We start from the raw sequence: 21,829 nt of genomic DNA, 5'->3' as shown, positions 1-21,829 counted from the left end.
AGTTGCTACCCTTGTTCCAAGTTAGGATCTTCACCCTCATCAAGTTGCTCCGCGATCTGCTCTACGATTTCCTTTAGCACATAACCCAGCTCCATATTGGAAGCTTCCCAAAGTGAATTGTCGTTAAAGTTCGGAAAGGGACGGTCATCACCATAATCAGGCTCGGTTCGCGGCTGACTGGTATCACGCATATTCATATAGCCCACCGTTTCAAAATCATCATTGAAAACCGTAAAATCTCCCGTTGCCCCCTGCACGTCCACCACAAAAAGTATCTTTATTATGTCGTATATCGAACCTATTCACCAACTGGAAAAAATCCGCAACATCTTTCGAGGAAAATACATCCGTTAGATCGTCTCTTAAAGGTTCTAACACATAGCTCAATGTTTCGCATGCTGATCTCATCTTATCCATGTTTTGCGGTTTGGCAAAGAAAAATCCCCTCGCATGATTTATTTTCTGGTCTGTTTCCAAATCACCGGTAGTAATTTCTTGGCTCACCAGACCGACCATAGGCATTTTCGACAATACCTTGGCTGCTTTTTCCTTTCCTGAGGACGTCATTTTAACACCAATGTACACTTTTGAACCATTGCCCCTTGCCATTCTATGTGTTTTCCTTATGGTAATAGAATAGTCATCCTCCAACTGTTCAACTATGCGGCAGAATTCTTCCGCATCAGCATATCCCAATGCAAAATCCCGTGTAGAATTAAGCTCCAGATCCTTATTGATTTTACCGCCCATATGATATAGGTTTTTAAGCAGGGCAAAACATTTCTCCTCAAACTCTATTGGAGGATTTTCATTCTTATAGTTTTCGGTAATGAACTGGTGGTCGATCAGTATTGGGGCCTTTCCGTCCAAGGTCCTTTGCTTGCAAATACCAGCAATAAGGTAGCGTTCGTAAGCGCCTTTGATAAGCTCCATATAAGTTGGCAGGCCAATCTTTACTTTTCCAACGAAGGATGGTTTCGTATTCTATAGTGGTGCCAAGTATCGGGCTTACTTCTCCCGGTTTCAGTTCATAGCCACAAATGGCGCATTTGGTAATCTCCATATCCTATTGGGTTTAAGCTCGTCCAACCTTGTCATCCATTAAAGAAATTAGTATTTTTGTTACTTGAGATCGCCTATTGAAAAGCACTTTAAACAAATAAGCCCCGGACACGACCAGGGCTAAGGCTTTTACTTAGTTACGCTCTTGCGAACAAGAGGAGGCTTGACTAAGCATAACAAGTCAAAGTTAAGGTAAATTTTTAATCAAACCAAAATTTTTTGTGAAATACGCTCAACTCGAATTATACGTTTCTCAGCCAAGACTTAATCGCTTCCTACGAGCATGCGGAAATTCAAAATCTAAGGCGCAGAAACTCTATAAGATCAATCTTCGTGTAGCGCAGGCCTTCTACCCGGTAATGAACTTGTTTGAAATCTTCCTTCGCAACGCGCTCAATAATCAGTTGGCCTTACATTTCAACGATCACGACTGGATTATCAATCAAAAACCACTTTTCATGAGCCACCTCAGCCTTGCCCCATCTAGATATTTTCTCAGAGGCTGTGTCCTCAAAGCGGAGAGTAAGATCCGTCCCCAACCTATTACCTCTGGAAAAATTATTTCAGAGCAGACCCTAGGCTTTTGGACAGCACTTTTTGACAACCATCATTACATTTTATTGCACGGGTCGATAATGGCCGCATTCCCCAACAAGTCAGCGGCAACGAATAGATCAGCTATAGCCACGAAATTGAAGAACATTAGAGAATTCCGAAATAGGATATACCATAACGAACCAATTTGTTTTAGAGGCAATTCAGTAGATTTTTCAGCCGCAACGCAAATACTTAGTGATGTTCATGATGTAATCGGGTGGATCGATCCTAACTTATTGGGTTATACCGAGTATTTTAATAATGTTAATGATAAGATAAACCTTGCTAACACCTTATAAAAAAAAATATGCACACAGAGAACATACCAGAGGAAATTAGGGAAAACTGGAAATATGCGTTCCAAGAAATCAGGAAAGATAGGGATCGGTACCTCGGCTGGATTAAGGAAGAAATAGAAAAAGTGATGGACATGATCAACAAGCATGATAAGATCTACATTTTAGGTGGACTCGCCACTAAGCTCATAAGGGCCACACCGACACTGCATAATCAGTTTTTGGAAACCTATCAGGGAGAAGACAAAGGTGATATACCCAAAGAAGAATATCTTCAGCCAGATGATCAGGTCGAACTTTTGCTGGAGTACGCGATGAGCATTGCCACTAGTAGTGTAAATCAAAACAAAGGAAAAATTCCCACACAACAAGATATAGATGCCGTTTACGAACAATTAGCTATAATCAAACAGAATATGGCAATTTATGAAATTTCGGCAGAAAACGTAGGTGATGGCAGCGATGCTGACCATTGGTTGCGCACGCAAATTGTTACCGAGAGTATTCATGTACGTGGAAGCGGCTATCAGATCCATATTATTGAAGTATTCAATGAACTTTTCGCCCCACACAACGATTTCATCAAAAAGATACATGGCTTTGATGCGTCGGAGCTATTGCAGGTTATATTGAAGCTTGATACGCTCGTATTCTCTAAAATCGGATCTGCTTTTGGTGCAGGGTTTTCGCACCAAAGGATGACCGAGTGGATGGAACAAAAAGGACAAGATAAGATCCATGAAGAAATGGTAGCTACTGGCAAACATTTTATAAGACAGTTTACCGAGGCTAATCCAGATCTTTATAGTCCGGACAGTCCAGACCATGTTATTGCAAGATCTCTAGATGACATTTCAAGCTATCAGATAATCTACTGGGTAATTCCAAATACCCCGAGCGAGAAAATTATCTTCGAAGCTATCTCCACTGATTTCGGACAGAATAATATTTTTCTGGAACCTGCAAAGTTCAAGGCGTTTATCCTTAACGATACGCTCATCAAATATCAACCTTTGGTCAAAGAAAATGACAAATTCTATCATCTCTCATTAAATCTGGGTTTTAGGAACATTTTCCGGATCACCGAAGAGCTGATCCGAAAAGGTAGCGAAGTCTATTTTGAACACGAGTTCCAGGGAAATACCAATAAAGATTCCAAAGACAATTATGTTGAAAGAAAGGTAAAATCCCTTTTTGAAAAACTACTACCCACTGCCAACTTCTATCATTCATTAGATTACGAATTTATCGACAACGGCAAGGCAAAAAAAACAGAACTTGATATAATAGGGATTAGCAAAGAATCAGCTTATATTATAGAAGTTAAGGCTGGCATATTGAACGACAAACATCGTCGTGGAGCATTGAAAGGGCTAAAAGATAGGCTGGAACAAACCGTTACTGCTGGCTCCTACCAGTGCCAAAGAGCAATCAACTATATAAATTCAACGGAAAACCCACATTTTACCTATGCTGATTCTGGAACAAGGAAAACGTTAGCAATTGACAAAACTAAAATAACTTCATTCCACAAAATTACTGTCACCTTTGAACATCTTGCCTCCATTAGCGCGAATTTGAAATATCTTGTTGAAGCCGGTATCTTCAGCGAGGAATATAAATGGTCATGGATTGTATCACTATATGACTTGATGGTGTTCGCTGACCTGATGCCAAATGAGGAGAAATTTAAAGAATATCTGGATAATCGCACTAAACTCTACGATCGTGACGATATCGAGTTCTCTGATGAGCTGGATGTACTCGGTTTCTTTATGGAGGGCAATTTCCCACTTGGGTCGCAAAAAGACGGCGATCATTTGCAAATGCTGAAATATTCAGATCGCATCGAGGAGTATTATGCTAAAAAAACGATGGGCATACCTGGAGTACAAAAGCCATTGTTCAAGTCGAAAAGTTAGATAAAATGAGTTACTTGCCGAGCGAGATTCTTTTATCCGCAAAAATCGACAAGAACCAGGACCTTATCCTATCTGTTAGACCTGACCTGGATTTTGATGAAAAGGGTCGCCTATATTCCCAATAGCATCTTGATACGATGGACTTGAAAGAGCATCTAGATGTATATGTTTACCCTGTTAGTTCCAACGAGTTCATTATACCAGGGATAAATTAGACAGCTAAACCATAAATTATTACATTTAAAAAGGATTTAAAATGACGCCCCAAGAATTTAAACTGATAGAAAAGGATATCAAGCGGTACCTGAGAATGAACAAAATCAGGAAAGTACTTCACCTGCAGCTGGAACAAACCTTTGATGATTTTGACAAAATAATCAATATCTGGAATGTAAAAACTGAAAAGGGCGCATGGTGGGTTGCCGAGGGAAGATATGCCCCAATGAATCTTTATCCACAAGATGCTTTTTATTTTTCAGTCGATGAAGTTTACTCATTTCATCTAGGCATCACACAAAGGTTGGAAAAAGATCATAATATGTCAAAAGGCATTCTGGACGAAATACCTTTGGATCTGGAACAGGTACACGAGATCAGAAGAAAACTTACCCTTGCAGCAGATAAGGTACACATCGGAATGGAGCCGGAAGAGATGCAAGCCATTGGGCTTACCTGTAGAGAGGCGCTGATCGCACTGGGAAACGAACTGACCAAAAGAAATCCAGTCATCGTAGCTGAAAAAGAGCTTAAGAAAGCTGACTTCAAGGGAATTGCCTACGCATTTATCGAGGAATATGCCCCCGATCAAAAAAATGCAACATTAAGGAACCATGCAAGAAAAATGACGGATATGGCTTGGAGCTATGCTTCGGAAATTGTCCACTCTTCCCATAAAAACTTTCCCGATGTGAAAATATGCATTATAATGGCTGCTACCACGGTTTCTATATTTGAAAATCTTTTCATGAAGTATCTAGGCTTTGACCACGACCCACGCTGTCCGGAATGTGGGAGCATGGGTATAGAAGTCTATCACAGTAAAAAAGAGGATGAACTGATCGAGCATTGTACCAAATGTGAATTTGACAATGTTGTTAAAATTGAAAGCATCCATAAAAAGGGGCTGAAATTTTAATCATTATTTGTAGCCATATTAACTCGGAGGGTATAACATCAAGTCAATTTGGTGTTTTGATTTTGGATTGAGAAAACCCACAAAAGCTTGCCGTAGGATTGCATTGTTCTGGGTAATTTGTTGGACCCATCTTTCCATGTCTTTTATCGGATCTAACTGGTTGGTAATGCTGACCCCATCGGTGGCTGAAGTAGCGATGGTTAATTTCAATTTGAACTCAAATTCATTGTCTTTATGGTCCGACTTGACATCAAAAACATATTGCTTACCGTTTTTGACCTCTTTTTCATTCTCGAGTGATACTGTAACCGCTTTAGATAGAAACCCGAATATAAATTTTACTCTATCTGCTAAAAATGAAAAGTTAAGCTTTTGATTAAGGGCTGAAAACAGTGATATGAAAAAGTCATTTATGATCTCATAATAGGGAATCACGAAATTGGACTTCACACGTAGGATACGAATGTTTTCTTCTGGTAATTCGTCAAAAAACAACACTCCTTTGTTTTGATCCACTAAATTATCCAGCTTTTCGTTCGCTTCATTATCAAATTCTGCACCATTATGCATAATCTTGTTTCTTAAAAACTGCAACTGTTGCAGTTTTGGCAAAAACGTGTCAGCTTTTGAAGTATCTATTATTGCGACAAGTTTTAAGTACTCCATCATAGAGTATAGGTAATCTGATTTTTCAAATCTCTCTACAGGAAATGTAAGTTTAAAATGTTTCATTGCTTGACCACAAAATCTTCTGAGTTCGCTTTCCAAAAGCGCATATAAAGTTGCAGCCGAGGATTTATTGTAATGGTCTGCCATTTCAATATATTCCAGCTTTGTCTGCTCGTCTAGCGTTGCAAAATGGTGTTCAATTTCATCAATTCCCGATTCGCGAATTGCATAAATATGTTTTTCATATTCATCAGCCTTTAGTTCATCATAAGCCTTTTTATACTCGGCGTTGGCCGTGGCCATAGTGGAACCTAGCTCATCCTTTTGTTTTTGCAATTCAGCATCAACTTCCTTTTGGTACAAGTTAATGGTTGTCTGAAAGTGTCGTTGATGAATTCCCAATTTACCGTGAACCTGAACAAAAAAAGTTTCTATCTCACTTAAGGGTGGTGGGTCTAGAAAATATATGGTAAAACCGAAATCTAGTTTCATAATAATACTATGTTAAATCAGTTAGCACCTATTTTTTCTTGGGAATTACTTTAAAAGAGTTCACAACTGCATATTCGATTAGTGTTGCCTGGTCTCCGTCAGCATTCCAGATGCAGTGATCAGAACCCCAGTACAATGCTTGATACAAGCTGTCAGAATTCCCATATTTCCTTTTTTCATCAGTACCTTCCGCTGTACATAATATAATTTCTTCGCCTTTTTTGATATCTAATGCGGGAAAGATATAGATATGTCGAAATTCGTTGGAAAGCTTCCCATTTTGATCGAATGTTTTATCCACTAAAGCATAACCTTTTGTATTAACATCTTTAGTGGCAGTGATCCTAACCTTTTCGGTTTTTGGCGTATTGCCATTTTCAACATTTGTGATTTTGAGAGCCATAATTTGTAATTTTTGATTAAAGCTAATATAATCTGGTGACTTTAGTTATTAGAAATGATAATTGATATTAACAAAAAAGGGCCACCAACTGGCAGCCCTCCAAACTAACTTATAACAATCTAAACTCCCAATCCCTGCCCTTGCTTTTTATTCTTGGCCTGTGACTTTTCCCTGCTCTGCGCATATTCCTGCTTCATGTCAGGCTGCTTTAAGAACTGCTCACGCTTTTCTGGCCTACCTTCCTTTGTATAAAGGTTGACCTGGCTGTAACGTGGAACAGCTTCAAGTTCCAGTTTCACAGGTGCACCATTTTTTTCAAGGGTAACCACCGCCCTGTTGCCATTTCTGATACTACCCTCCAAAAGCTCACGCTTGGCCGGATCCGAAAGTTCCTTTATCTCAAACTTGTCCAGCACCTTAGAAAGATCAAACCCATAGGCAGGATCGGTGTACTGGTTAATCAGGAAATTCCCAAACCTGTCCTTTGGCACATCAAAATCCAATTTTATCCAAGCCTTATACTGCTGGCCAGCCTGGGAAACCATGTCATCACGGTAAACCGCTCTTCCCTGGATCAGGTTAACCGCCTGCTCGGCCGAAAAGCCCTTTCCCTTCTCTACATAGATCGTCTGGTTGATCGAAGAGGTACGGTAGGTCTGCCCAAACTCTTTCTGCACATAGTTGACCTTGCCATCTTCCATCGTTGCCAGCTTCACCGCAGAACTTGCATCCTTGCCAACCACCAGATGGCTGATCCCCTTCTGGTCCTTGAACTGTTCCTTTTGCCCATTGAAAAAGGCAATCGCCTCAGATACATGCACAAAAACCTTGGTCATTCCCTTATCCGCTCCCTCGGTATGGGTCAACACCATGATCTTCTGTCCTTCAGGAATTTTCTGCCCCTTTTCGTGGCACACCTCAAACTTATTGAGGTAATAATAATCTGACTGGCCCGACTGCTTGAAGAACAGGGTCATATCAACACGCCCTCTAGTGGCCTCGACCGAATCATACAATTTAAAATCAGCCACGTTCGCCTTCATCTTCTCTTCCATCTGCTCGATGAGCTCTTTTTTAAAGCCCAAGTTTGCCATCTCCTCACGGAGGTTCTCTAAATTATTCAAGTTCATAATCAATTTGTTTTCGGGCTAGACTTTTGACAGCTCACTTAAGTACTGAAGCCTTCCCGTGTTATTAATTCTGTTAATTACCGCACCTACATGCAGTGTTGGTGGAAAAGAAAATGTTTCATAAAACTTTTTCTTCCAGTAGTTCTTATCAATCTTTAATAGGTAATCTTCCATGCCATTGCCAGCACCATATTTCACTAAAAGCATATTCTGCATCTGGTTGATCTTCTTGAATTCCAAATCATCATCGCCTCCCAGTAGGAAAAACTCACGATGGTTGAACTCCTGGAATACATTGCCTAACTGATCGAACGCCTCATTCTCATCCCTTCGCAACATAAAATCCTGCGGTAGTATGGGCGGAACGTCAATCACCTTCAGCAGTTCTTCGATGGGCTGGGTAGGTGTACCATAGTTGAAATGTTCAGGTATCTACTGATCTAGGTCTCCATAGTTCATAGCCTAGCAGTTCTAAATCATCATTTTCAGTAAATTGGATTTCCAAGTCGAACCTGACATTAACTTCTCCAATGGTACGTTCAAGTACCAAAGGCTCACCATCGGCAAAAAAAGAGTTTACCTTTTCCCGTAAATTTTCATCCGAAAGCCCAATGTCTGCCAATTGCCTGCGTAGCTTTTCCATTTACAGTTGCCTGTTTACCCGAAGTAATACAGGAAGATTAGCTTTTAGTTTGACCTTAACCACTCGCACTTTTCTCGACAAAAGCGACTTTGCAGCATCGATCCCAGCACCAGCCAGTTCCCCACCAACGCCCTCCATGCCGTAGACCGAAACACCCGAAATCCCATCCGCCGCACCCATTCCAGCTGCATCACGAAAAACCGCATCGGGCGCATCAATACCAGGCATCCCGTCCAGCGAATACACCGAAAGGTCAACAGGAATAATCTGGCTTCCCAACCGCACATTCTTGATGTCCAACAGCAACCTTTGATTGGTAATCTTGCACAGACCAAAAAGCAAGTGCCCCTTTGGGATCATTACCCCAGAAAGCATCACCGAATCGGTCAAGCGCAATTTTACAGAAGCACCCTGCACCACCTTCTGATTCCCATCAATTACCGCAGTAATGGCAGAAAATTTTTCCAGATCCTGCCCAGAATAGATCCTGCCCAAAACTTTTTGCTGCGCCCGAACTGGGTTCTGAATATCGAGTATCTTTTCCAGTACCAAATTCATTTGCTCCATTTCAGGGTCTTTCTGTTTGCCCTCTTGCATGGATTTCATCATCTGTTCCAATCGGTCGACATCTCCAGAAATCGAGGCATTACCACCACCCGAATTAATCTTTGCCTTCGGTTCCACAACAGGAGCAACAGACGAATTAATTTCCTTATTCAACGCTGCCAGCTTGGCATTGATCTCCGAGGTCTTTTCATCCTCAGCACCAAAACCCAGTTTGCCCGCAATCCCTGAAACACTATTTTCAGCTGAAGTATCCTTTCCGGCCTTGGCATAAAACCCCATTTTATCAACTGGTTCGTCCGCCTTAAAATTCGGATCCGGAAGAGCGGTATTGATCCCCTTGCTAGCAAGTGAAGGATCGATCACCTCACCTCGACCGCCACCCAACGCATAGAATGCCAGCGCCATAAAGGGCAAAAGCATCAGCGGCAGCACCAAAAGGATTTTCCTTTTGTCCCTTGTTTTTTTAATTGTTTCCATAAAAATTAATTTGTGTAAATAATCGATTATCTAAATAGGCTGGTCATCAGCCATAGGCAGTAGCTCGCGAACAAAAGCCCCAAGCCTGCCATAAACAGAAGTATCGTTTTCTGATTATATTTTTTGGCCTTGGCATTCAGCTTTGCTGAAAACACAGTTTGCCAGTTAAGTATTTTTCCAGCAATCCGCTCAGCCACCATTTCAAGCGAAGCACCATTGTCTTCACTTACCTTTCTCTTGAACCATCCCATAGCTTAAGGCTGTATCACATCCGAATTTTCCAAAGTTTCCCAGCGCTGGATCAGAAACCCATGCGGATTATTGTCAGAACGCGACACGTTGCGCAAATACCCTTGCGTGACCAACCGACGAACAACAGTCGAAGTAGAGCGGACCAGTTGCTGGGTTGCAAAACACTTGAAGTAATAGGGATAGACATCCAGATTAAGTTCTACCGAATCAACCGCAATCTCCTGGGAGATATTGGCAGAAATCAGATTGGTGAAATACCCTTGTTCCTTCAGGTTATCATAGCTTTTCTTTGCACTCTGATCGGCCAGATTCAGCGCCAAAAGCATATTGCGCTGAATTACCTTTTCATCAGGGTCGAGCGTAAAAAACCAGTGATGGAACATCTTCACATGGTCACGGATTTCTACCCCAATATTATCTTTCCGCTCTGCCGAAAATGCCTCGATGGCCTTACCATTAGCCAAAATATATACCTTGGCATTATTGGTGCTTACCATATCAAAGCTCTTGTAGATCGCAAATCCCGATACCAGTATGCAGGCAATGATCAGAAAAAGCGAAAACGTCTTGATGTGCTTAAAGGCGGTATCAATATTTTTAAATTGTGTAAACATCTTTTTGAATTTTAATTAAGGCCTAATTTTTACTTGCCCGAGAGCTTATCGCGCTGGTGAGCACTTCCGCCATCTGGGAAATAATCGCCCGTACTCTGGGCGGCATACCCTTGGCTCACCTTTCTTGCCAAATCACCAAGGCCATCGGCCGCCATACCCGCACCTGCCGAAGCGCCTCGCATCCCAGCAGAAGAACTCCCAGAAATGATCGAATTCACTTTCTGCACCACCGTATTTCCCCCTCCAGCATGGACTACATAGTTCGCAACAGAGGGTACACAGGTATAACCAACAACTCCAATTAGCAAAAAAATCAGATAAGCAATATCGGTCGAGGAGAAAAAGGTATCTCCAGCGGCATCGATCTGCGAAATATCCAAACGCAACATATTTTCCTGGATCTTTCCCAAGATGCTCCCAAAGATATTGGCAATGGGAAGCCAGAGAAATATGTTCACATACCTAGCGATCCACACCGTCAGGGTCTGCTGGAACCCATCAAACACAGCAAAGCCGAAAACCAGAGGTCCTAGAATCGCCATCACGATCAGCATAAAAGTTCGCACCACATTGATGCACAAGGCAGCTGCCGCATACAGCACTTCCAGCACCTGGCTCATCCACTTTTTGATCGAGTTCTCAAAGTTATACTGCTGCTTTTCCATGTAGAAACTGAGGTCATTGGCCATCCCGTCCAAAAACCCTTCATCATCACCATTGGGGTCTTTTGGATGTCGGTACTTATACCATTTCTCCCTGTCACCATCGCCCGATTCCCCCACATAGACCTGCCATTTTTTGGTCTTTTTTAGTGCCGCTTCCTTTTCCGCCAATAACCTTTCGATCGCCTTATTGGAATCCTTTACCATAGCGCCAGTTGCCGAAACCGTAGGCTGCAAAACCCCGTTCATCAAACTAATGACCATAGGAAACATCAGTATTGCAAGCCCCAAGGCAAACGGACGAAGTAAGGGGTAAAAATCAATCGCCTCGGCCTGGGCAATCTGTTTCCAAACCCGAGAGCCGATATACCAAAGCGCACCAAATCCTGCAAGCCCCCGACCTACATCAATCAAACGGGCACATAGCGGCATCATCTCCGAATACACCTTGTCCAAAACGGGCTGCATTCCCCGAAGTGACTCGGAAACACCCTGCCCAAAGGAAACTAGCGGCAACACCATCCCCATCAGCACCAGAACGGCGCTTAAAAAAAACTTTCTATCCATAATTTTCTAATTTAAAATCAGTAAAGGTTCTTGAGCTGGGAAATTTCCTTTTTCTGCTTTTTCTTCTGGAGCAAAAGCATATTCGCCTCTGAATTGAAGTTCCGCAGGAACATCAGTTTATCCTGGGTATCGATAAATATCCGATCGATTGCCCGAAGCCTTTCATCATCGCTCATGCGCAGTTTAGAAGAAGTAATCACCATTGTCAGATCCTCCAAATTCTGCAAGCTCTGATCAAAAAGGTTCTCATACACCAAACTCACATAGGACAGCTCATCCGCTGAAAACACATCAGCTGCACGAAAACCCTTTAATGCCCGCTTGTACTCTGAAACAATATTTTTCTGATAAGAAATGATATCTGCCACCCTTGCATATTTTTTCACCTCTGGCGAGACTAGCATCAATCCATCCAAAAACACCTCGTGCAGGGAAAAATTTCCTTCTGCAATATTTTTTACCGAACGGTAACCGTTAGAAACAATGGTATATCCCTTTTTCATATCGGTCAGAATATTCTTCAGCTGGGATAGCTTTTCTACGTTCAACAGCAGCTGCGTAGCCTCAGAAGATTGGCCAAAGCAGAAATTTGCGCCCAGTCCCAAGAACATCACCACCAGTATCAATCTAATTTTTTTCATACAGCCTCCTCACGTTTATAATTTCAGATTTATTAACTCGGATCGCCTCGGCAATAGACTGCACTTCCACATAAAGCCCCGAAACAAATTCCAACTTTTCAGACATTGAGCCATGCACCTTTGCAAGTCTGGAAAGCCGCTCCTGATCACTGATTTCCAGCTCCGAAGCCGAAATCACGAGTAGCAGTTCATCCAAATCGGTGTTACATTCTGAAAATACCCCATCACGTACCGAACGGATATAAGCCAAATTCTCTTGTCCCAATTCTAGGCGAAGTATCGCAGCAAAAGCCTTCGAAATCTTCCCCTGCATCGAGGCAATCTCTACGACCCTATAATCATTTTTGATCAGCGGATTCACCAGCGCAAGCGAGCCGAAAAATGCCTCGTGCAATCCGAACTCTCCAGAGGTAAACCCCTTGATCGTACCCAACCCGTCCGACACCACATCGTAGCCCTTTTTAAGGTAGCCCGCATACAGTTTCAGATAGGCCAGTTGTTTCAACAGGTATTTTTCCTGTGTTCTTTTCTGCCTAAAAAACTCCGCATAGGTCTGCGCATGGCTCTGGACAAACAGTCCCATTAACAGCACTAGCACAGCCACTATTTTTGTAATCTTTTTCATTTTGTTTTTATTAAATTTGTTCATCAATCCAATCCCATGGAAGCAACTTCCTCGGCCACCGTATTCCATGTTTCCAATCTGGAGATCTCGATCCTTTACTACACCACCGTACTTGGATTCCAGCATGCCTTTACTTTTGGCGATTATGCTGGTATTTGTTCGGGAGAAGTAACCATACACCTCTGCGGGCAGGGAAACGATGGCATCAAGAAATCCCTAGGGCAAGGTCATATCTGCATCGACATCGACCAGATCGACAGCTACTATAATTCCCTGCTTGAAAAACAGGTCAAAATCGTTTACCCCATAGGAGACCGTGAATACGGCTTACGGGACTTTGCCATCAGCGACCCCGACGGTAACTACCTGGTCTTCGGCCAGCCAATTTCCAAAGCAGCGCATTAATCCTCTAATCCATAAAGCTCCCTTAACTTAGTAGCCTCCTCCAAAGACCTGGCACGCTGTATACTTATTAGGCTATTTTCCCTATTGAACCTTTTCAGGTCCGACCAGTTGCGTTCCATTTCCTTTGCTGCCTCAGAGATCAGTTCCAGCCTAGCCGCATCGCTCATCTGGGTCTTAAATGAATTTACCACGACCAAGATCTGGTCTACATTTTTCACGCTTTCGGTGAGTATCCCCGAATACACCTTTTCAATTGAGGAAAGCTCATCTACTGAAAAATGGCCACTCTTGTTGAACAGGCTCCATGCCCACTTGTATTCCTCCACGATATCCAGCTGCCTAGCAGAAAGTTCCTTCAGCCGCTTATAGTAGACAATCGCCGATTTGACCTTCCAAAGCTCCTGGTAATACTTAGCATACAGTTCCTTCTGCTTCTGAGTCCAATCGGAAATCTCCGTCAGCTTCAGTTTAGAGAGTTGGTTTTCCAAAACCTTCTGCGCATTCTGCAGCCAGATCGTTTCGTTCTGCAGGCGCTGGACTTTTAGGTCCATCGCCTTGATTACTTTTTTAACTCCCGCCTTGATCACTTCCAGCACCGCCACCTGCGCATTCGCACCTGTCGGCAATGCAACAAAAAGCGTCATGGTACTCAAGGGGAGTATGACCATAAATTTTTTCATACACTTCAAAAATTTCATTTCTATTTCTTTAATATTTTTTACGTTAATTTCTTTGGGGGCCAGTATTAAGCTGAGCTTTCCAGCAAAGCCAAATACCTTTTCCCTTCTAATCAATCTTTTTATATACCCTTTGCCCAACACTGAGCGAACCACTGTCAGGGAAAAATGAGATCAGTTTTCCCTTTTTTGTTTCGGTCAAAACCTGCGCACTAGGATTATAAATGGCAGCCCACTTTTCAACTTCATATTCGCGTCTGCCCAGCTTACCATTAGTAACCAGATTGAATCCAGTCCTTCGATGCACGACATAATTGTTTCCTTCCACCAGTTCAATGGCAAGCGTATCACTCGCCACTGAAAACTCTCCACCAGCTGAATTCACATAAACCCCGGGCATAAAATCCCTAACCTTATCGGTTGAGCAGCCAAGCAAAAACGCATAGCCCAATACCATCACACCAATTGTTATCCTTAAATTTTTCATTGCTTTTTTATTTAGTTCGTAATTCCTGAGCCAATGCCGCAATGCCTTTTTGGATACTACCGTAACGCCTTGCATATTCATGTACCTGTACCTTTTCCTGCTCTTCAGTTGTATAGGTTAGATACTCTTCCAAGGACACTTCTGTACGGTACACCTTTGAAAGTTGGCCACCAATGGAAATAAATACCTCTTTGTATTTTCGCTTTGGATCATTGGCCTTATTCATCGAAAGGATCTGCGCCTTTTCCTTTTCGGTCAGTCCCAGCAATTCCTGTATCTGATCGAACTTGTTCTGGTACTTGCTCTGATCGAGCAAAATCTTACAGTCGGAGTTGTTGATGATCGCCTGCTTGACAATGGGAGAGGAAATAATATCTTCCACCTCTTGGGTCACTACAATTGCTTCACCAAAATGCTTACGCACGGTCTTGAACAGGTACTTGATGTATTCGGCCATTCCCTCTTTAGCAATCGCCTTCCACGCTTCTTCCAGCAAAATCACCTTGCGAACACCTTTGAGCTTGCGCATCTTGGAAATAAATACTTCCATAATAATCAGCGTAATTACTGGAAACAAAATAGGATGATCCTTCACCTGATCCAGTTCGAAAACGATAAACCGCTCGTTCAACAGGTCTAGGTTCTCCGTTGCATTCAGAAGGTAGTCAAATTCACCACCACGGTAATAGGGTGAAAGCACATACAGAAAACCCGCCATGTCAAAATCCTTCTCCTTTACTTTGGAAATATCCAGCACCGATTGGTACTCACTTTGCAAAAACTCGTAAAAAGTATTAAAGCAGGGAAAGATATCTGAACGGGAATCCAGATGCTCAAAGTAAAGCGTTAATGCATTGGAAAGCGCCACATACTCAGAGCGCCTAAAGTTCTCATCATCCTTTTTCCAGAGCGCAAGCAATAGCGTTTTGATGCTCTCCTTTTTTTCGGTATCCAACACATCACCATCCGATAAAAAGAACGGATTAAAGGCAATCGGATTTTCCTGTGAATAGGTAAAATAATAGCCGTCCACCAGATCACAAAGCCCCTTGTAGCTATGCCCAACATCTACCAGCACCACATGTGCCCCTTGTTCATAATAGCTCCTTACCATATGGTTGGTAAAAAACGATTTTCCCGAACCCGAAGGCCCCAAGATAAATTTGTTGCGATTGGTCGCAACACCCAAAGCAATCGGCTCATCGGAAATATCCACATGTACCGGACGACCAGTTAGCCTGTCGCCCAAACGGATACCAAAAGGAGAAACACTCGAACGATAGTTAGACTCAAGATTGAAAAAGCACGTCGCCTGTTCCAAAAAAGTATCAAAGGTATCGTTCATTGGAAAATCTGCCTCGTTGCCCGGCAATCCCGCAAACCAAATCTGCGCCTGACCGTCGGTTTCCTGCTTTGCAACCGCATCCAGTTGCGCCATCGCGGAAGACACCTTATTCCGAAGATCGGCCTGACCGCTGGCATCATCGCTCCAGGCCAAAACATTAAAGTGCGCCTTTACCGGAAGCCTGCCCGAGGCAATCGCCTCGTTGAGAAAATCATTCACCGAATCGCGAGAGATCGCATTTTTCCTAGAATAACCAGAAAGCGACTGCAAGCGCAATTTCTTTGCCTCTAATCTTTTTAGCGTCACCGACGGATCGCCCAAAAACACATATTGATTTAAAATATGATTGCAGGGCAATAGCTGCCCAAGAGGAGAAGCAAACCCGACAGAAAACTTTGTCCTATCGGTAGAATACCTATCATAGTTGATCCTAGAACCGCAAAGCGCAGGCAGATCTTCCACGTCTGAAAGCGTATAGAGTTCCAAAGCCTTATCACCAACCCTGATCTGATCCTTTAAGTGAATATCACGGATCACAGAAGCCTGTCCCTCTTCCAACAAAAAACAATAACGCTCTAGCACCCCCGGTATATTTGCCGTACCCGTCAGTTCATCGTCAGTTAGTTTAGCCAATGACACAAACCCCGAATCCTCCATCACCCGAACGAACTGGCCGACCGAATCAAGGAAATCCGAAGCCAAAGATTTTTGTATCACTTGCGCTGGAGCGATACTCTTGCGAAGCACATTGCTATATACTGAAGAAGACCATTTTCTTCCCAGCGGTTTCTTGGTCAAAAAGATATAACAACTATGATCCAAACATTCCCGCTCGTTAAAAAAGCGCTCGGAAGAACGAGATAAAAAACTATCACGAGCAGCACCAAAGTCAGCCTCATAGCGGCCCGAGCAAAACCAGTCCTGTTTATGGAAAACGCAGTGCTGGGGAAGCAGCTTGATCGCCTTCACCCAAGCCTGATGATAGCTTTCGTAATCCCTATCCGATAGGGTAAATATCTCTGGTAATGAAACCTTAAAGCCAACGGTAATATCTCCCTGCCTTGACAAAATACAGTTATGCTCAATCTTATAGATCGGCAGAATTTCCCTAGCCTCTTTCATGAGAACCCCCTTTCAGCGAAATGAAAACCCGACGTGAATTGAACCTGATGAATTTTGGAATGCCTCGCTTTGCAAAATATTTCATCAAGCCATGTTCCCCAAACCGATGGGACAACCTAAACACTGTAAAAAACAAGCCCGAACCCAAACCCAGCACCAACGGCAAAACCACAAAAAGCGAAAGCCCAGCAATATAGAGCGCCGCAAAAAGCACTAACAGAAATACTAGTCCAACCGCCAGATAGGCGATATACTGCGCCTTCAATCCCTTAAAGACAATGGGCTTAGATACCCCTTTATTGATCTGATATACACTAGCCATAACCAAACCCGTTAAATCCCAAAGAACGATTTCAAGACTGTCGCCACAACAACAAGGAAAATGCAGGAGCCAAACCAGGCAGCAGCTACCTTGTTGGTATCAGGCTCTCCCGCATTCCACTTGTTGAACACCTTAACAGCGCCGATTATACCCACGACCGCACCAATGGCATACATCAGATCGCAGCCTGTATCAAAATAGCTCTTCACCTTATTGGTCGCCTCCTGTATTCCCGCATTCCCATCCTGTGAAAAACACCGTATCGAAACCGCCATCAGCACCAAAAACCCAACTATACTTACCTTAAATCCTACTATTTTTCTCATACAATTCTTTTTAAATTAATACCACAGGTTTTCCAGCTCATCCGCAGTTAAATAAAAAGGAACATGTTCAGCAATAAATGCATTGATGCTTCCAATATTAGGATGCGCTCCAATCTTCCCATAATCCTCCTTCACTTTTTCCAATAGCCTAAAAAAATCAAGCTTGGAACCAGCCTCTTTTTCCAGCGTAGCAAAAATCAGTTTGAGCTCCTGGATCACGTCCGCCACAAGTCCCACCTGTTCAGACCGTGCATCTTCACTTCCAGCGAATGATAATTGCCCCATAGCAAGTACCGAAAGTCCAGCAGGGCTAGCTGACTTTCCCATTAGACTTTCTACCAGCTCTTCACCATGTGCACGCCCATCACCTAAACCCTTATTCAGAATTTCTACTCCCTTTTCCCAGCGGTGGGGAAGCCGCTCTCCAAGCTTTCCATTTCCCAGAAACGCCAACATTTCTTTCCGATAGCATACTAGCAGCACAAAACCATACCATAAAAAACTGAGCACAAATGAGGCAAGTAAAAAAGCTCCCCAAGAAAACTGTTGTAACATATTATTTTAATTATCACTAAATGCGGAATTGCTCTTAGCATACTTCAAAAGTCCTGAAGCCCAAGGCCAAACCCTCACAATAACCCAGGTTATAACCCATAAAAAAATAAATGAAGGGAAGAAAGGTCTTGTGTCACCGACTGAAGGACAAACACTTGCAACTATTTATAAAACTTCGTAAATTCACTTGAACAATAACCTCTCAAATCATGAAAACTAACCTCTCGTGCCTTATGGCATCTATGTGCCTAATCACTGCCCAATCATTTGCACAAAAAACACCGCCAACCCGACCTCTGGTACCCGACTACATTGCCAAAAATGCCGAACTAAACAAAAAGCTGGTGGAAATAGTTACCACCAAGCAACCAGTTCCCGATGGACTTTTCAAGGAATTAGTTTATGTAGACTTTACAAAACTGTTGCAAGCAGGTGGAACCAGCGGCAAGCCATTGAACTACGCCACAGTTAACATTACCAAACCAAATGCGTCAGTCAATTACACGATCGGCCCGACAAAGAACAAGAAATGGTTCATCAACCTGGGTGCAAGCGGTGGTTTTGACGATGACCTGATCACCCTAGTGGAAAACCAGAAGCCCGCAAAAAGTTATGCCGCAAATGCATCTTTCTCTTACATCCTTAGCTCTGTCTATAAGTATTCCCCAAATGACAACTATACCCTGAAGGAAGAGCTAAAGACCGCATACGCTCCACTCCACATTTACGATTACGAACGACCGACTGTAGAATACCTTGAATACGAACTCAAGGAGTCAGCCAAGAGACTTTCCAAAGCCTACGATATCCTAGAAAAACAGCTCCTCAAAAAAGGTGCAGATGTAAGTGCAGAACGTAAGGCAATTACCGACGAACTTGACACTTATACAACTTTCAGGAAGGAAAAAGAAGAGCTTGTCAAAAAGATCAATGACAGGCAAGAGAAACTGGATGCGCTTTATACGCCCATGAAATTCCCATCAAAACACATGACCTGGATCACCCTCACGCAAAAAGCCGGGGGCAACCAATTTAGGTTTTACGATGCGGTACTCCCAGAGAAGACCATTGCAAATGGAAAATCCAACCGCTCAGTCTATCAGTCCAGTGCCACCTTTAATTATTATTATAACAACAGTAAGCGGAATTTCAGGTTCTTGGGTACTTTTGGTATTTCAGCAGGTAGTTTCAACAACTTTGATGAACTTTCTGGGTCCGAATACAAAGTCGTTGCCAAAAAAGAGATCGACCCCAATACTTACACCAAATCTGACTCTTATACCGTATATGACCAGAGTAGCTACAAGTCCTACCATGCTAGCCAGGCCTTTATTGAAGGATATTTCTTGATCTCAAAAAACGGAAATTTTGGTCTGCGGACCAAATATCTTTTCGATATGCCCTATGGAGAAGATAAGCTAAATGAAAAATTCAGGCGTTCTCAGCAAGATGCCGAAATCGGGGTGATCTTCAACACCAACTCAAAACCGACCAAGGAGAAAGCTGATTCCAGCCCGATCAGCTTCGAGCTCTATTATGGGTTCAATGATCTTGGTGGCAGGCAGTATGAGGTCAAAGGAAAATTTTATAAACGCAGTGAGATTGGGATAAAAACTGCCATACCCTTTAGTTTTTAGACTAATTAGTGCATCGATAAAGGCACTTGAACAGCTGCCCTAAGTGTACATTTTGATCATAGCTAACAAAATTGGCAGGGGCATCTTCTTGATCTCCATTGATTAAAACTAATTTATCTTTCAATAAAAAATTAAGAAGTCAAAGTCTAAAATTCCGTATATTTTAGATATCATTGCTTTTAAGGTTCTACATTTTGACTAGAGACTAGCTGACCAAATAAGTGCCCTAGTATTTTAAGCCTTATTCAAACAATCAAAATAAAAATGCAAAAACAATCTCCCGAACAACAAGAGTCAAGCAATGAACATATAAAAACTTATCTCATAAGATTTGAGCAGATGCCAGTTGCTCCTGGTTACGCTATGTTATTGAGAGGGAATTGGGGCAGTGGTAAATCATGGTTTATTAAAGATTACATGAAAGAGAACCCGGAGAATTATATTTACATAAGTCTTTATGGAATTTCTAGTTTTCGAGAAATTGAGGATGCTTTTTTTGTCCAACTACATCCATTACTGGGATCAAAAGGAATGAAGTTTGCTGGTAAATTCCTAACCACAGTATTAAAGGCGACCTTAAAAATCGACTTAAATGGAGATGGAAAGGAAGACCTAGAAGTTGCTGGCAAAATTCCATCACTTGATGTAGAATCAATGGCTAAAAAATTGGATGGCAGAACAATAATATTTGATGATTTGGAGCGATGTTCCGTGGAACTACAAAGTTTACTTGGATATATCAACCAACTTGTTGAGAACATGGACATGAAGGTGGTTGTAATTGCAAATGAAGTGGAACTCATAAAATTGAATCTTGAAGATCCCAACAGCAAAATACGCTATACTAGCGTAAAGGAAAAACTAATAGGAAAAAGCTTTGATTTAAAAGCTGATTATCTCTCAGCTTTTAAATGCTTCTGTAACGAAATTGACTATTCCAATGCAAGTAAAATCCTCTCGGATAATCAAGAACTTATCCGAGGTATCTTCGAATCAGCCAAATACGGCAATCTCCGTCACCTCAGACAATCAGTGCTTGAATTCGTACATTTCTATGAATTTCTACCCAAAAATAAATTACAAAAACCTGGCCTTTTAACACACATTTTGGAGCTTTTCTTCTCCATCTCATTTGAAGTCAGAATGGGGAAAATTCAAGAAGATCAACTCCATAAAATATTCTTGATCGACTTCCAAGTGAGCTCTAGCACCAAAGAGAAAGAACCATGCCAGGAAATCCGTGATAAATATCCTGTTTTCAGGAACTATAACCACCCATTAGATACAAATCAGCTCATTGCTTTCTTTAGATACGGACTGGCAGACAAACAATTATTAGAAAAATCAGTAAAAAATAGCGTCTATTTTTTGGATGAGAATACACCAGACTGGGTAAAACTGTATTACTTTCAAACCATTGAAGAAAAAGATTTCAATCTTCTACGTGTCCACATCACAAACAGTCTAAAAAACAAGACCATAGACCATTTAGAGATACTTATGCATGTTGTGGGCAATCTATGTAATCTTTCAAACTTGGATATAATTCCTATAAAAATATCAGCAATTATTAAATTAGGAACGGCGTGCCTGAAAAATATAATTGCCAATACCAGCGTGAATACATTAAGTTATTTTTCTGGATCACATTCTTTGGGACTATCCTATCAGGGATTGATGATAAAGGAAGTGAATGATTTTCAACAATTGATTCTCCAAAGTATCATAGAAAAGAAAGGCGAAGTACGTCCTAAGTTAGCGCAAGAATTAATGGACCTAATGCAAACGAACCTACAACTTTTCGTTCAGCAGGTTACAGTGACCAATTTTTCTCAAAGCGTCTATTATGATACTCCAATATTCATCCATATTGAGCCACAAAAATTCTCAGACCTAATATGGCAAACTTCCAATGCAGCAAGAGTAGAAATTGGCGAAGCATTTTCGAGAAGGTATATTCATCAGTTTAAAGCCCAGCTTCTTCCTGAACTTGAATGGTTAATTAAGGTAAAAGAGTTGCTGGCAAAAAAAATCATTCCATTGAAAAAAGGTCTTTTGAGACATAACCTAAAATATTTTGTAAATACCCATCTAACAGAAGCCATCTCCTGTTTATCATATTAGCAAGGGTCTGTTTCCAGAAAACACAAAACTGGTCTTCATAATAGCATTTCTCCTTCTGATTCACCAAAACAATCA

25 protein-coding genes are annotated in these 21,829 nt (G+C 42.0%); 6 read left to right on the top strand and 19 right to left on the bottom strand.

What is annotated here, in order from left to right; translation table 11 throughout:
• Positions 1-5: 5 nt before the first annotated feature.
• Entirely contained in the window at positions 6-197 is a 192-nt protein-coding gene (locus GM921_RS00655; RefSeq protein WP_182920683.1) for a hypothetical protein, read from the bottom strand.
• Positions 198-219: 22 nt separating this feature from the next.
• The gene (locus GM921_RS00650) at positions 220-933 is read right to left on the bottom strand and encodes a hypothetical protein (RefSeq protein ID WP_182920682.1); all 714 of its coding nucleotides are present in this window, start codon (positions 931-933) and stop codon (positions 220-222) included.
• 350 nt (positions 934-1,283) lie between these two features.
• On the opposite strand from GM921_RS00650, the gene GM921_RS00645 reads away from it, so the two are divergent.
• The 3 genes from GM921_RS00645 (at position 1,284) to GM921_RS00635 (ending at position 5,012) form a co-directional block, all read left to right on the top strand.
• Positions 1,284-1,958 (top strand): hypothetical protein, encoded by a 675-nt coding sequence (locus GM921_RS00645; RefSeq protein ID WP_182920681.1) that lies wholly within the window; start codon positions 1,284-1,286, stop codon positions 1,956-1,958.
• An 8-nt stretch (positions 1,959-1,966) separates the two neighbouring features.
• Positions 1,967-3,877 (top strand): hypothetical protein, encoded by a 1,911-nt coding sequence (locus tag GM921_RS00640; RefSeq protein ID WP_182920680.1) that lies wholly within the window; start codon positions 1,967-1,969, stop codon positions 3,875-3,877.
• Between the two features lie 256 nt (positions 3,878-4,133).
• Positions 4,134-5,012 carry a hypothetical protein gene (locus GM921_RS00635; protein WP_182920679.1) on the top strand — a complete coding sequence of 293 codons (879 nt, stop codon included), beginning with the start codon at positions 4,134-4,136 and terminating at the stop codon, positions 5,010-5,012.
• A gap of 18 nt (positions 5,013-5,030) precedes the next feature.
• On the opposite strand, the gene GM921_RS00630 is transcribed toward GM921_RS00635, so the two are convergent.
• The 11 genes from GM921_RS00630 to GM921_RS00580 all read right to left on the bottom strand — a co-directional run bounded on the left by GM921_RS00630 (position 5,031) and on the right by GM921_RS00580 (position 12,754).
• Positions 5,031-6,173, bottom strand: a complete 1,143-nt coding sequence (locus GM921_RS00630; RefSeq protein WP_182920678.1) for a hypothetical protein — start codon at positions 6,171-6,173, stop codon at positions 5,031-5,033.
• A gap of 28 nt (positions 6,174-6,201) precedes the next feature.
• Positions 6,202-6,576 carry a hypothetical protein gene (locus GM921_RS00625; RefSeq protein ID WP_182920677.1) on the bottom strand — a complete coding sequence of 125 codons (375 nt, stop codon included), beginning with the start codon at positions 6,574-6,576 and terminating at the stop codon, positions 6,202-6,204.
• Between the two features lie 119 nt (positions 6,577-6,695).
• On the bottom strand, positions 6,696-7,706 hold the full coding sequence (locus GM921_RS00620; RefSeq protein ID WP_182920676.1) for a hypothetical protein: 1,011 nt from the start codon (positions 7,704-7,706) through the stop codon (positions 6,696-6,698).
• An 18-nt stretch (positions 7,707-7,724) separates the two neighbouring features.
• Positions 7,725-7,922 (bottom strand): hypothetical protein, encoded by a 198-nt coding sequence (locus GM921_RS00615; protein ID WP_182920675.1) that lies wholly within the window; start codon positions 7,920-7,922, stop codon positions 7,725-7,727.
• Between the two features lie 208 nt (positions 7,923-8,130).
• Entirely contained in the window at positions 8,131-8,349 is a 219-nt protein-coding gene (locus GM921_RS00610) for a hypothetical protein (RefSeq protein WP_182920674.1), read from the bottom strand.
• Positions 8,350-9,393 carry a conjugative transposon protein TraM gene (traM, locus tag GM921_RS00605; RefSeq protein WP_182920673.1) on the bottom strand — a complete coding sequence of 348 codons (1,044 nt, stop codon included), beginning with the start codon at positions 9,391-9,393 and terminating at the stop codon, positions 8,350-8,352. It abuts the gene before it with no gap.
• Positions 9,394-9,419: 26 nt separating this feature from the next.
• Entirely contained in the window at positions 9,420-9,644 is a 225-nt protein-coding gene (locus GM921_RS00600; RefSeq protein WP_182920672.1) for a hypothetical protein, read from the bottom strand.
• A gap of 3 nt (positions 9,645-9,647) precedes the next feature.
• A complete protein-coding gene (gene traK, locus GM921_RS00595) occupies positions 9,648-10,259 on the bottom strand; it encodes a conjugative transposon protein TraK (protein ID WP_182920671.1) in 612 nt (203 codons plus the stop codon).
• 29 nt (positions 10,260-10,288) lie between these two features.
• Entirely contained in the window at positions 10,289-11,488 is a 1,200-nt protein-coding gene (gene traJ, locus GM921_RS00590) for a conjugative transposon protein TraJ (protein WP_182920670.1), read from the bottom strand.
• 17 nt (positions 11,489-11,505) lie between these two features.
• On the bottom strand, positions 11,506-12,129 hold the full coding sequence (locus GM921_RS00585; RefSeq protein ID WP_182920669.1) for a TerB family tellurite resistance protein: 624 nt from the start codon (positions 12,127-12,129) through the stop codon (positions 11,506-11,508).
• The gene (locus GM921_RS00580) at positions 12,116-12,754 is read right to left on the bottom strand and encodes a hypothetical protein (RefSeq protein WP_182920668.1); all 639 of its coding nucleotides are present in this window, start codon (positions 12,752-12,754) and stop codon (positions 12,116-12,118) included. The genes GM921_RS00585 and GM921_RS00580 overlap by 14 nt, the downstream gene beginning before the upstream one ends.
• A 36-nt stretch (positions 12,755-12,790) precedes the next feature.
• Here GM921_RS00580 and GM921_RS00575 point away from each other — a divergent pair, with 36 nt between their 5' ends.
• A complete protein-coding gene (locus GM921_RS00575) occupies positions 12,791-13,159 on the top strand; it encodes a VOC family protein (protein WP_182920667.1) in 369 nt (122 codons plus the stop codon).
• Here GM921_RS00575 and GM921_RS00570 read toward each other — a convergent pair.
• From GM921_RS00570 to GM921_RS00545, 6 genes are all read right to left on the bottom strand, one after another.
• A complete protein-coding gene (locus tag GM921_RS00570) occupies positions 13,156-13,953 on the bottom strand; it encodes a conjugal transfer protein TraI (protein WP_317170943.1) in 798 nt (265 codons plus the stop codon). The genes GM921_RS00575 and GM921_RS00570 overlap by 4 nt on opposite strands.
• Entirely contained in the window at positions 13,946-14,323 is a 378-nt protein-coding gene (locus GM921_RS00565) for a hypothetical protein (protein WP_182920666.1), read from the bottom strand. Before GM921_RS00565 ends, GM921_RS00570 begins: the two co-directional genes overlap by 8 nt.
• Before the next feature lie 7 nt (positions 14,324-14,330).
• Positions 14,331-16,790, bottom strand: a complete 2,460-nt coding sequence (locus GM921_RS00560; RefSeq protein WP_182920665.1) for a TraG family conjugative transposon ATPase — start codon at positions 16,788-16,790, stop codon at positions 14,331-14,333.
• Positions 16,777-17,112, bottom strand: a complete 336-nt coding sequence (locus GM921_RS00555) for a DUF4133 domain-containing protein (RefSeq protein ID WP_182920664.1) — start codon at positions 17,110-17,112, stop codon at positions 16,777-16,779. Before GM921_RS00555 ends, GM921_RS00560 begins: the two co-directional genes overlap by 14 nt.
• 11 nt (positions 17,113-17,123) lie before the next feature.
• A complete protein-coding gene (locus GM921_RS00550) occupies positions 17,124-17,387 on the bottom strand; it encodes a DUF4134 domain-containing protein (RefSeq protein ID WP_449415948.1) in 264 nt (87 codons plus the stop codon).
• Between the two features lie 66 nt (positions 17,388-17,453).
• Positions 17,454-17,993 (bottom strand): hypothetical protein, encoded by a 540-nt coding sequence (locus GM921_RS00545; protein WP_182920662.1) that lies wholly within the window; start codon positions 17,991-17,993, stop codon positions 17,454-17,456.
• A 209-nt stretch (positions 17,994-18,202) separates the two neighbouring features.
• Between GM921_RS00545 and GM921_RS00540 the strand changes: the two genes are divergently transcribed.
• Positions 18,203-19,630, top strand: a complete 1,428-nt coding sequence (locus GM921_RS00540; RefSeq protein WP_182920661.1) for a hypothetical protein — start codon at positions 18,203-18,205, stop codon at positions 19,628-19,630.
• A gap of 264 nt (positions 19,631-19,894) precedes the next feature.
• A complete protein-coding gene (locus GM921_RS00535) occupies positions 19,895-21,754 on the top strand; it encodes a P-loop NTPase fold protein (protein ID WP_182920660.1) in 1,860 nt (619 codons plus the stop codon).
• Positions 21,755-21,829 lie beyond the last annotated feature (75 nt).

Origin of the sequence: Pedobacter planticolens (assembly GCF_014172375.1) — a bacterium.
GTDB lineage: Bacteria > Bacteroidota > Bacteroidia > Sphingobacteriales > Sphingobacteriaceae > Pedobacter > Pedobacter planticolens.
Note: the sequence above shows the minus strand (reverse complement) of the source record. Positions and strands in the feature narration are given on the sequence as shown.

What these genes read in the sequence shown, in the direction of transcription:
- GM921_RS00655 (WP_182920683.1), bottom strand. Translation starts at nt 197, where the DNA reads ATGAATATGCGTGATACCAGTCAGCCGCGAACCGAGCCTGATTATGGT.
- GM921_RS00650 (WP_182920682.1), bottom strand. Translation starts at nt 933, where the DNA reads ATGGAGCTTATCAAAGGCGCTTACGAACGCTACCTTATTGCTGGTATT.
- GM921_RS00640 (WP_182920680.1), top strand. Translation starts at nt 1,967, where the DNA reads ATGCACACAGAGAACATACCAGAGGAAATTAGGGAAAACTGGAAATAT.
- GM921_RS00635 (WP_182920679.1), top strand. Translation starts at nt 4,134, where the DNA reads ATGACGCCCCAAGAATTTAAACTGATAGAAAAGGATATCAAGCGGTAC.
- GM921_RS00630 (WP_182920678.1), bottom strand. Translation starts at nt 6,173, where the DNA reads ATGAAACTAGATTTCGGTTTTACCATATATTTTCTAGACCCACCACCC.
- GM921_RS00625 (WP_182920677.1), bottom strand. Translation starts at nt 6,576, where the DNA reads ATGGCTCTCAAAATCACAAATGTTGAAAATGGCAATACGCCAAAAACC.
- GM921_RS00620 (WP_182920676.1), bottom strand. Translation starts at nt 7,706, where the DNA reads ATGAACTTGAATAATTTAGAGAACCTCCGTGAGGAGATGGCAAACTTG.
- GM921_RS00615 (WP_182920675.1), bottom strand. Translation starts at nt 7,922, where the DNA reads ATGCAGAATATGCTTTTAGTGAAATATGGTGCTGGCAATGGCATGGAA.
- GM921_RS00610 (WP_182920674.1), bottom strand. Translation starts at nt 8,349, where the DNA reads ATGGAAAAGCTACGCAGGCAATTGGCAGACATTGGGCTTTCGGATGAA.
- traM (WP_182920673.1), bottom strand. Translation starts at nt 9,393, where the DNA reads ATGGAAACAATTAAAAAAACAAGGGACAAAAGGAAAATCCTTTTGGTG.
- GM921_RS00600 (WP_182920672.1), bottom strand. Translation starts at nt 9,644, where the DNA reads ATGGGATGGTTCAAGAGAAAGGTAAGTGAAGACAATGGTGCTTCGCTT.
- traK (WP_182920671.1), bottom strand. Translation starts at nt 10,259, where the DNA reads ATGTTTACACAATTTAAAAATATTGATACCGCCTTTAAGCACATCAAG.
- traJ (WP_182920670.1), bottom strand. Translation starts at nt 11,488, where the DNA reads ATGGATAGAAAGTTTTTTTTAAGCGCCGTTCTGGTGCTGATGGGGATG.
- GM921_RS00585 (WP_182920669.1), bottom strand. Translation starts at nt 12,129, where the DNA reads ATGAAAAAAATTAGATTGATACTGGTGGTGATGTTCTTGGGACTGGGC.
- GM921_RS00580 (WP_182920668.1), bottom strand. Translation starts at nt 12,754, where the DNA reads ATGAAAAAGATTACAAAAATAGTGGCTGTGCTAGTGCTGTTAATGGGA.
- GM921_RS00575 (WP_182920667.1), top strand. Translation starts at nt 12,791, where the DNA reads ATGGAAGCAACTTCCTCGGCCACCGTATTCCATGTTTCCAATCTGGAG.
- GM921_RS00565 (WP_182920666.1), bottom strand. Translation starts at nt 14,323, where the DNA reads ATGAAAAATTTAAGGATAACAATTGGTGTGATGGTATTGGGCTATGCG.
- GM921_RS00560 (WP_182920665.1), bottom strand. Translation starts at nt 16,790, where the DNA reads ATGAAAGAGGCTAGGGAAATTCTGCCGATCTATAAGATTGAGCATAAC.
- GM921_RS00555 (WP_182920664.1), bottom strand. Translation starts at nt 17,112, where the DNA reads ATGGCTAGTGTATATCAGATCAATAAAGGGGTATCTAAGCCCATTGTC.
- GM921_RS00550 (WP_449415948.1), bottom strand. Translation starts at nt 17,387, where the DNA reads ATGGCGGTTTCGATACGGTGTTTTTCACAGGATGGGAATGCGGGAATA.
- GM921_RS00545 (WP_182920662.1), bottom strand. Translation starts at nt 17,993, where the DNA reads ATGTTACAACAGTTTTCTTGGGGAGCTTTTTTACTTGCCTCATTTGTG.
- GM921_RS00540 (WP_182920661.1), top strand. Translation starts at nt 18,203, where the DNA reads ATGAAAACTAACCTCTCGTGCCTTATGGCATCTATGTGCCTAATCACT.
- GM921_RS00535 (WP_182920660.1), top strand. Translation starts at nt 19,895, where the DNA reads ATGCAAAAACAATCTCCCGAACAACAAGAGTCAAGCAATGAACATATA.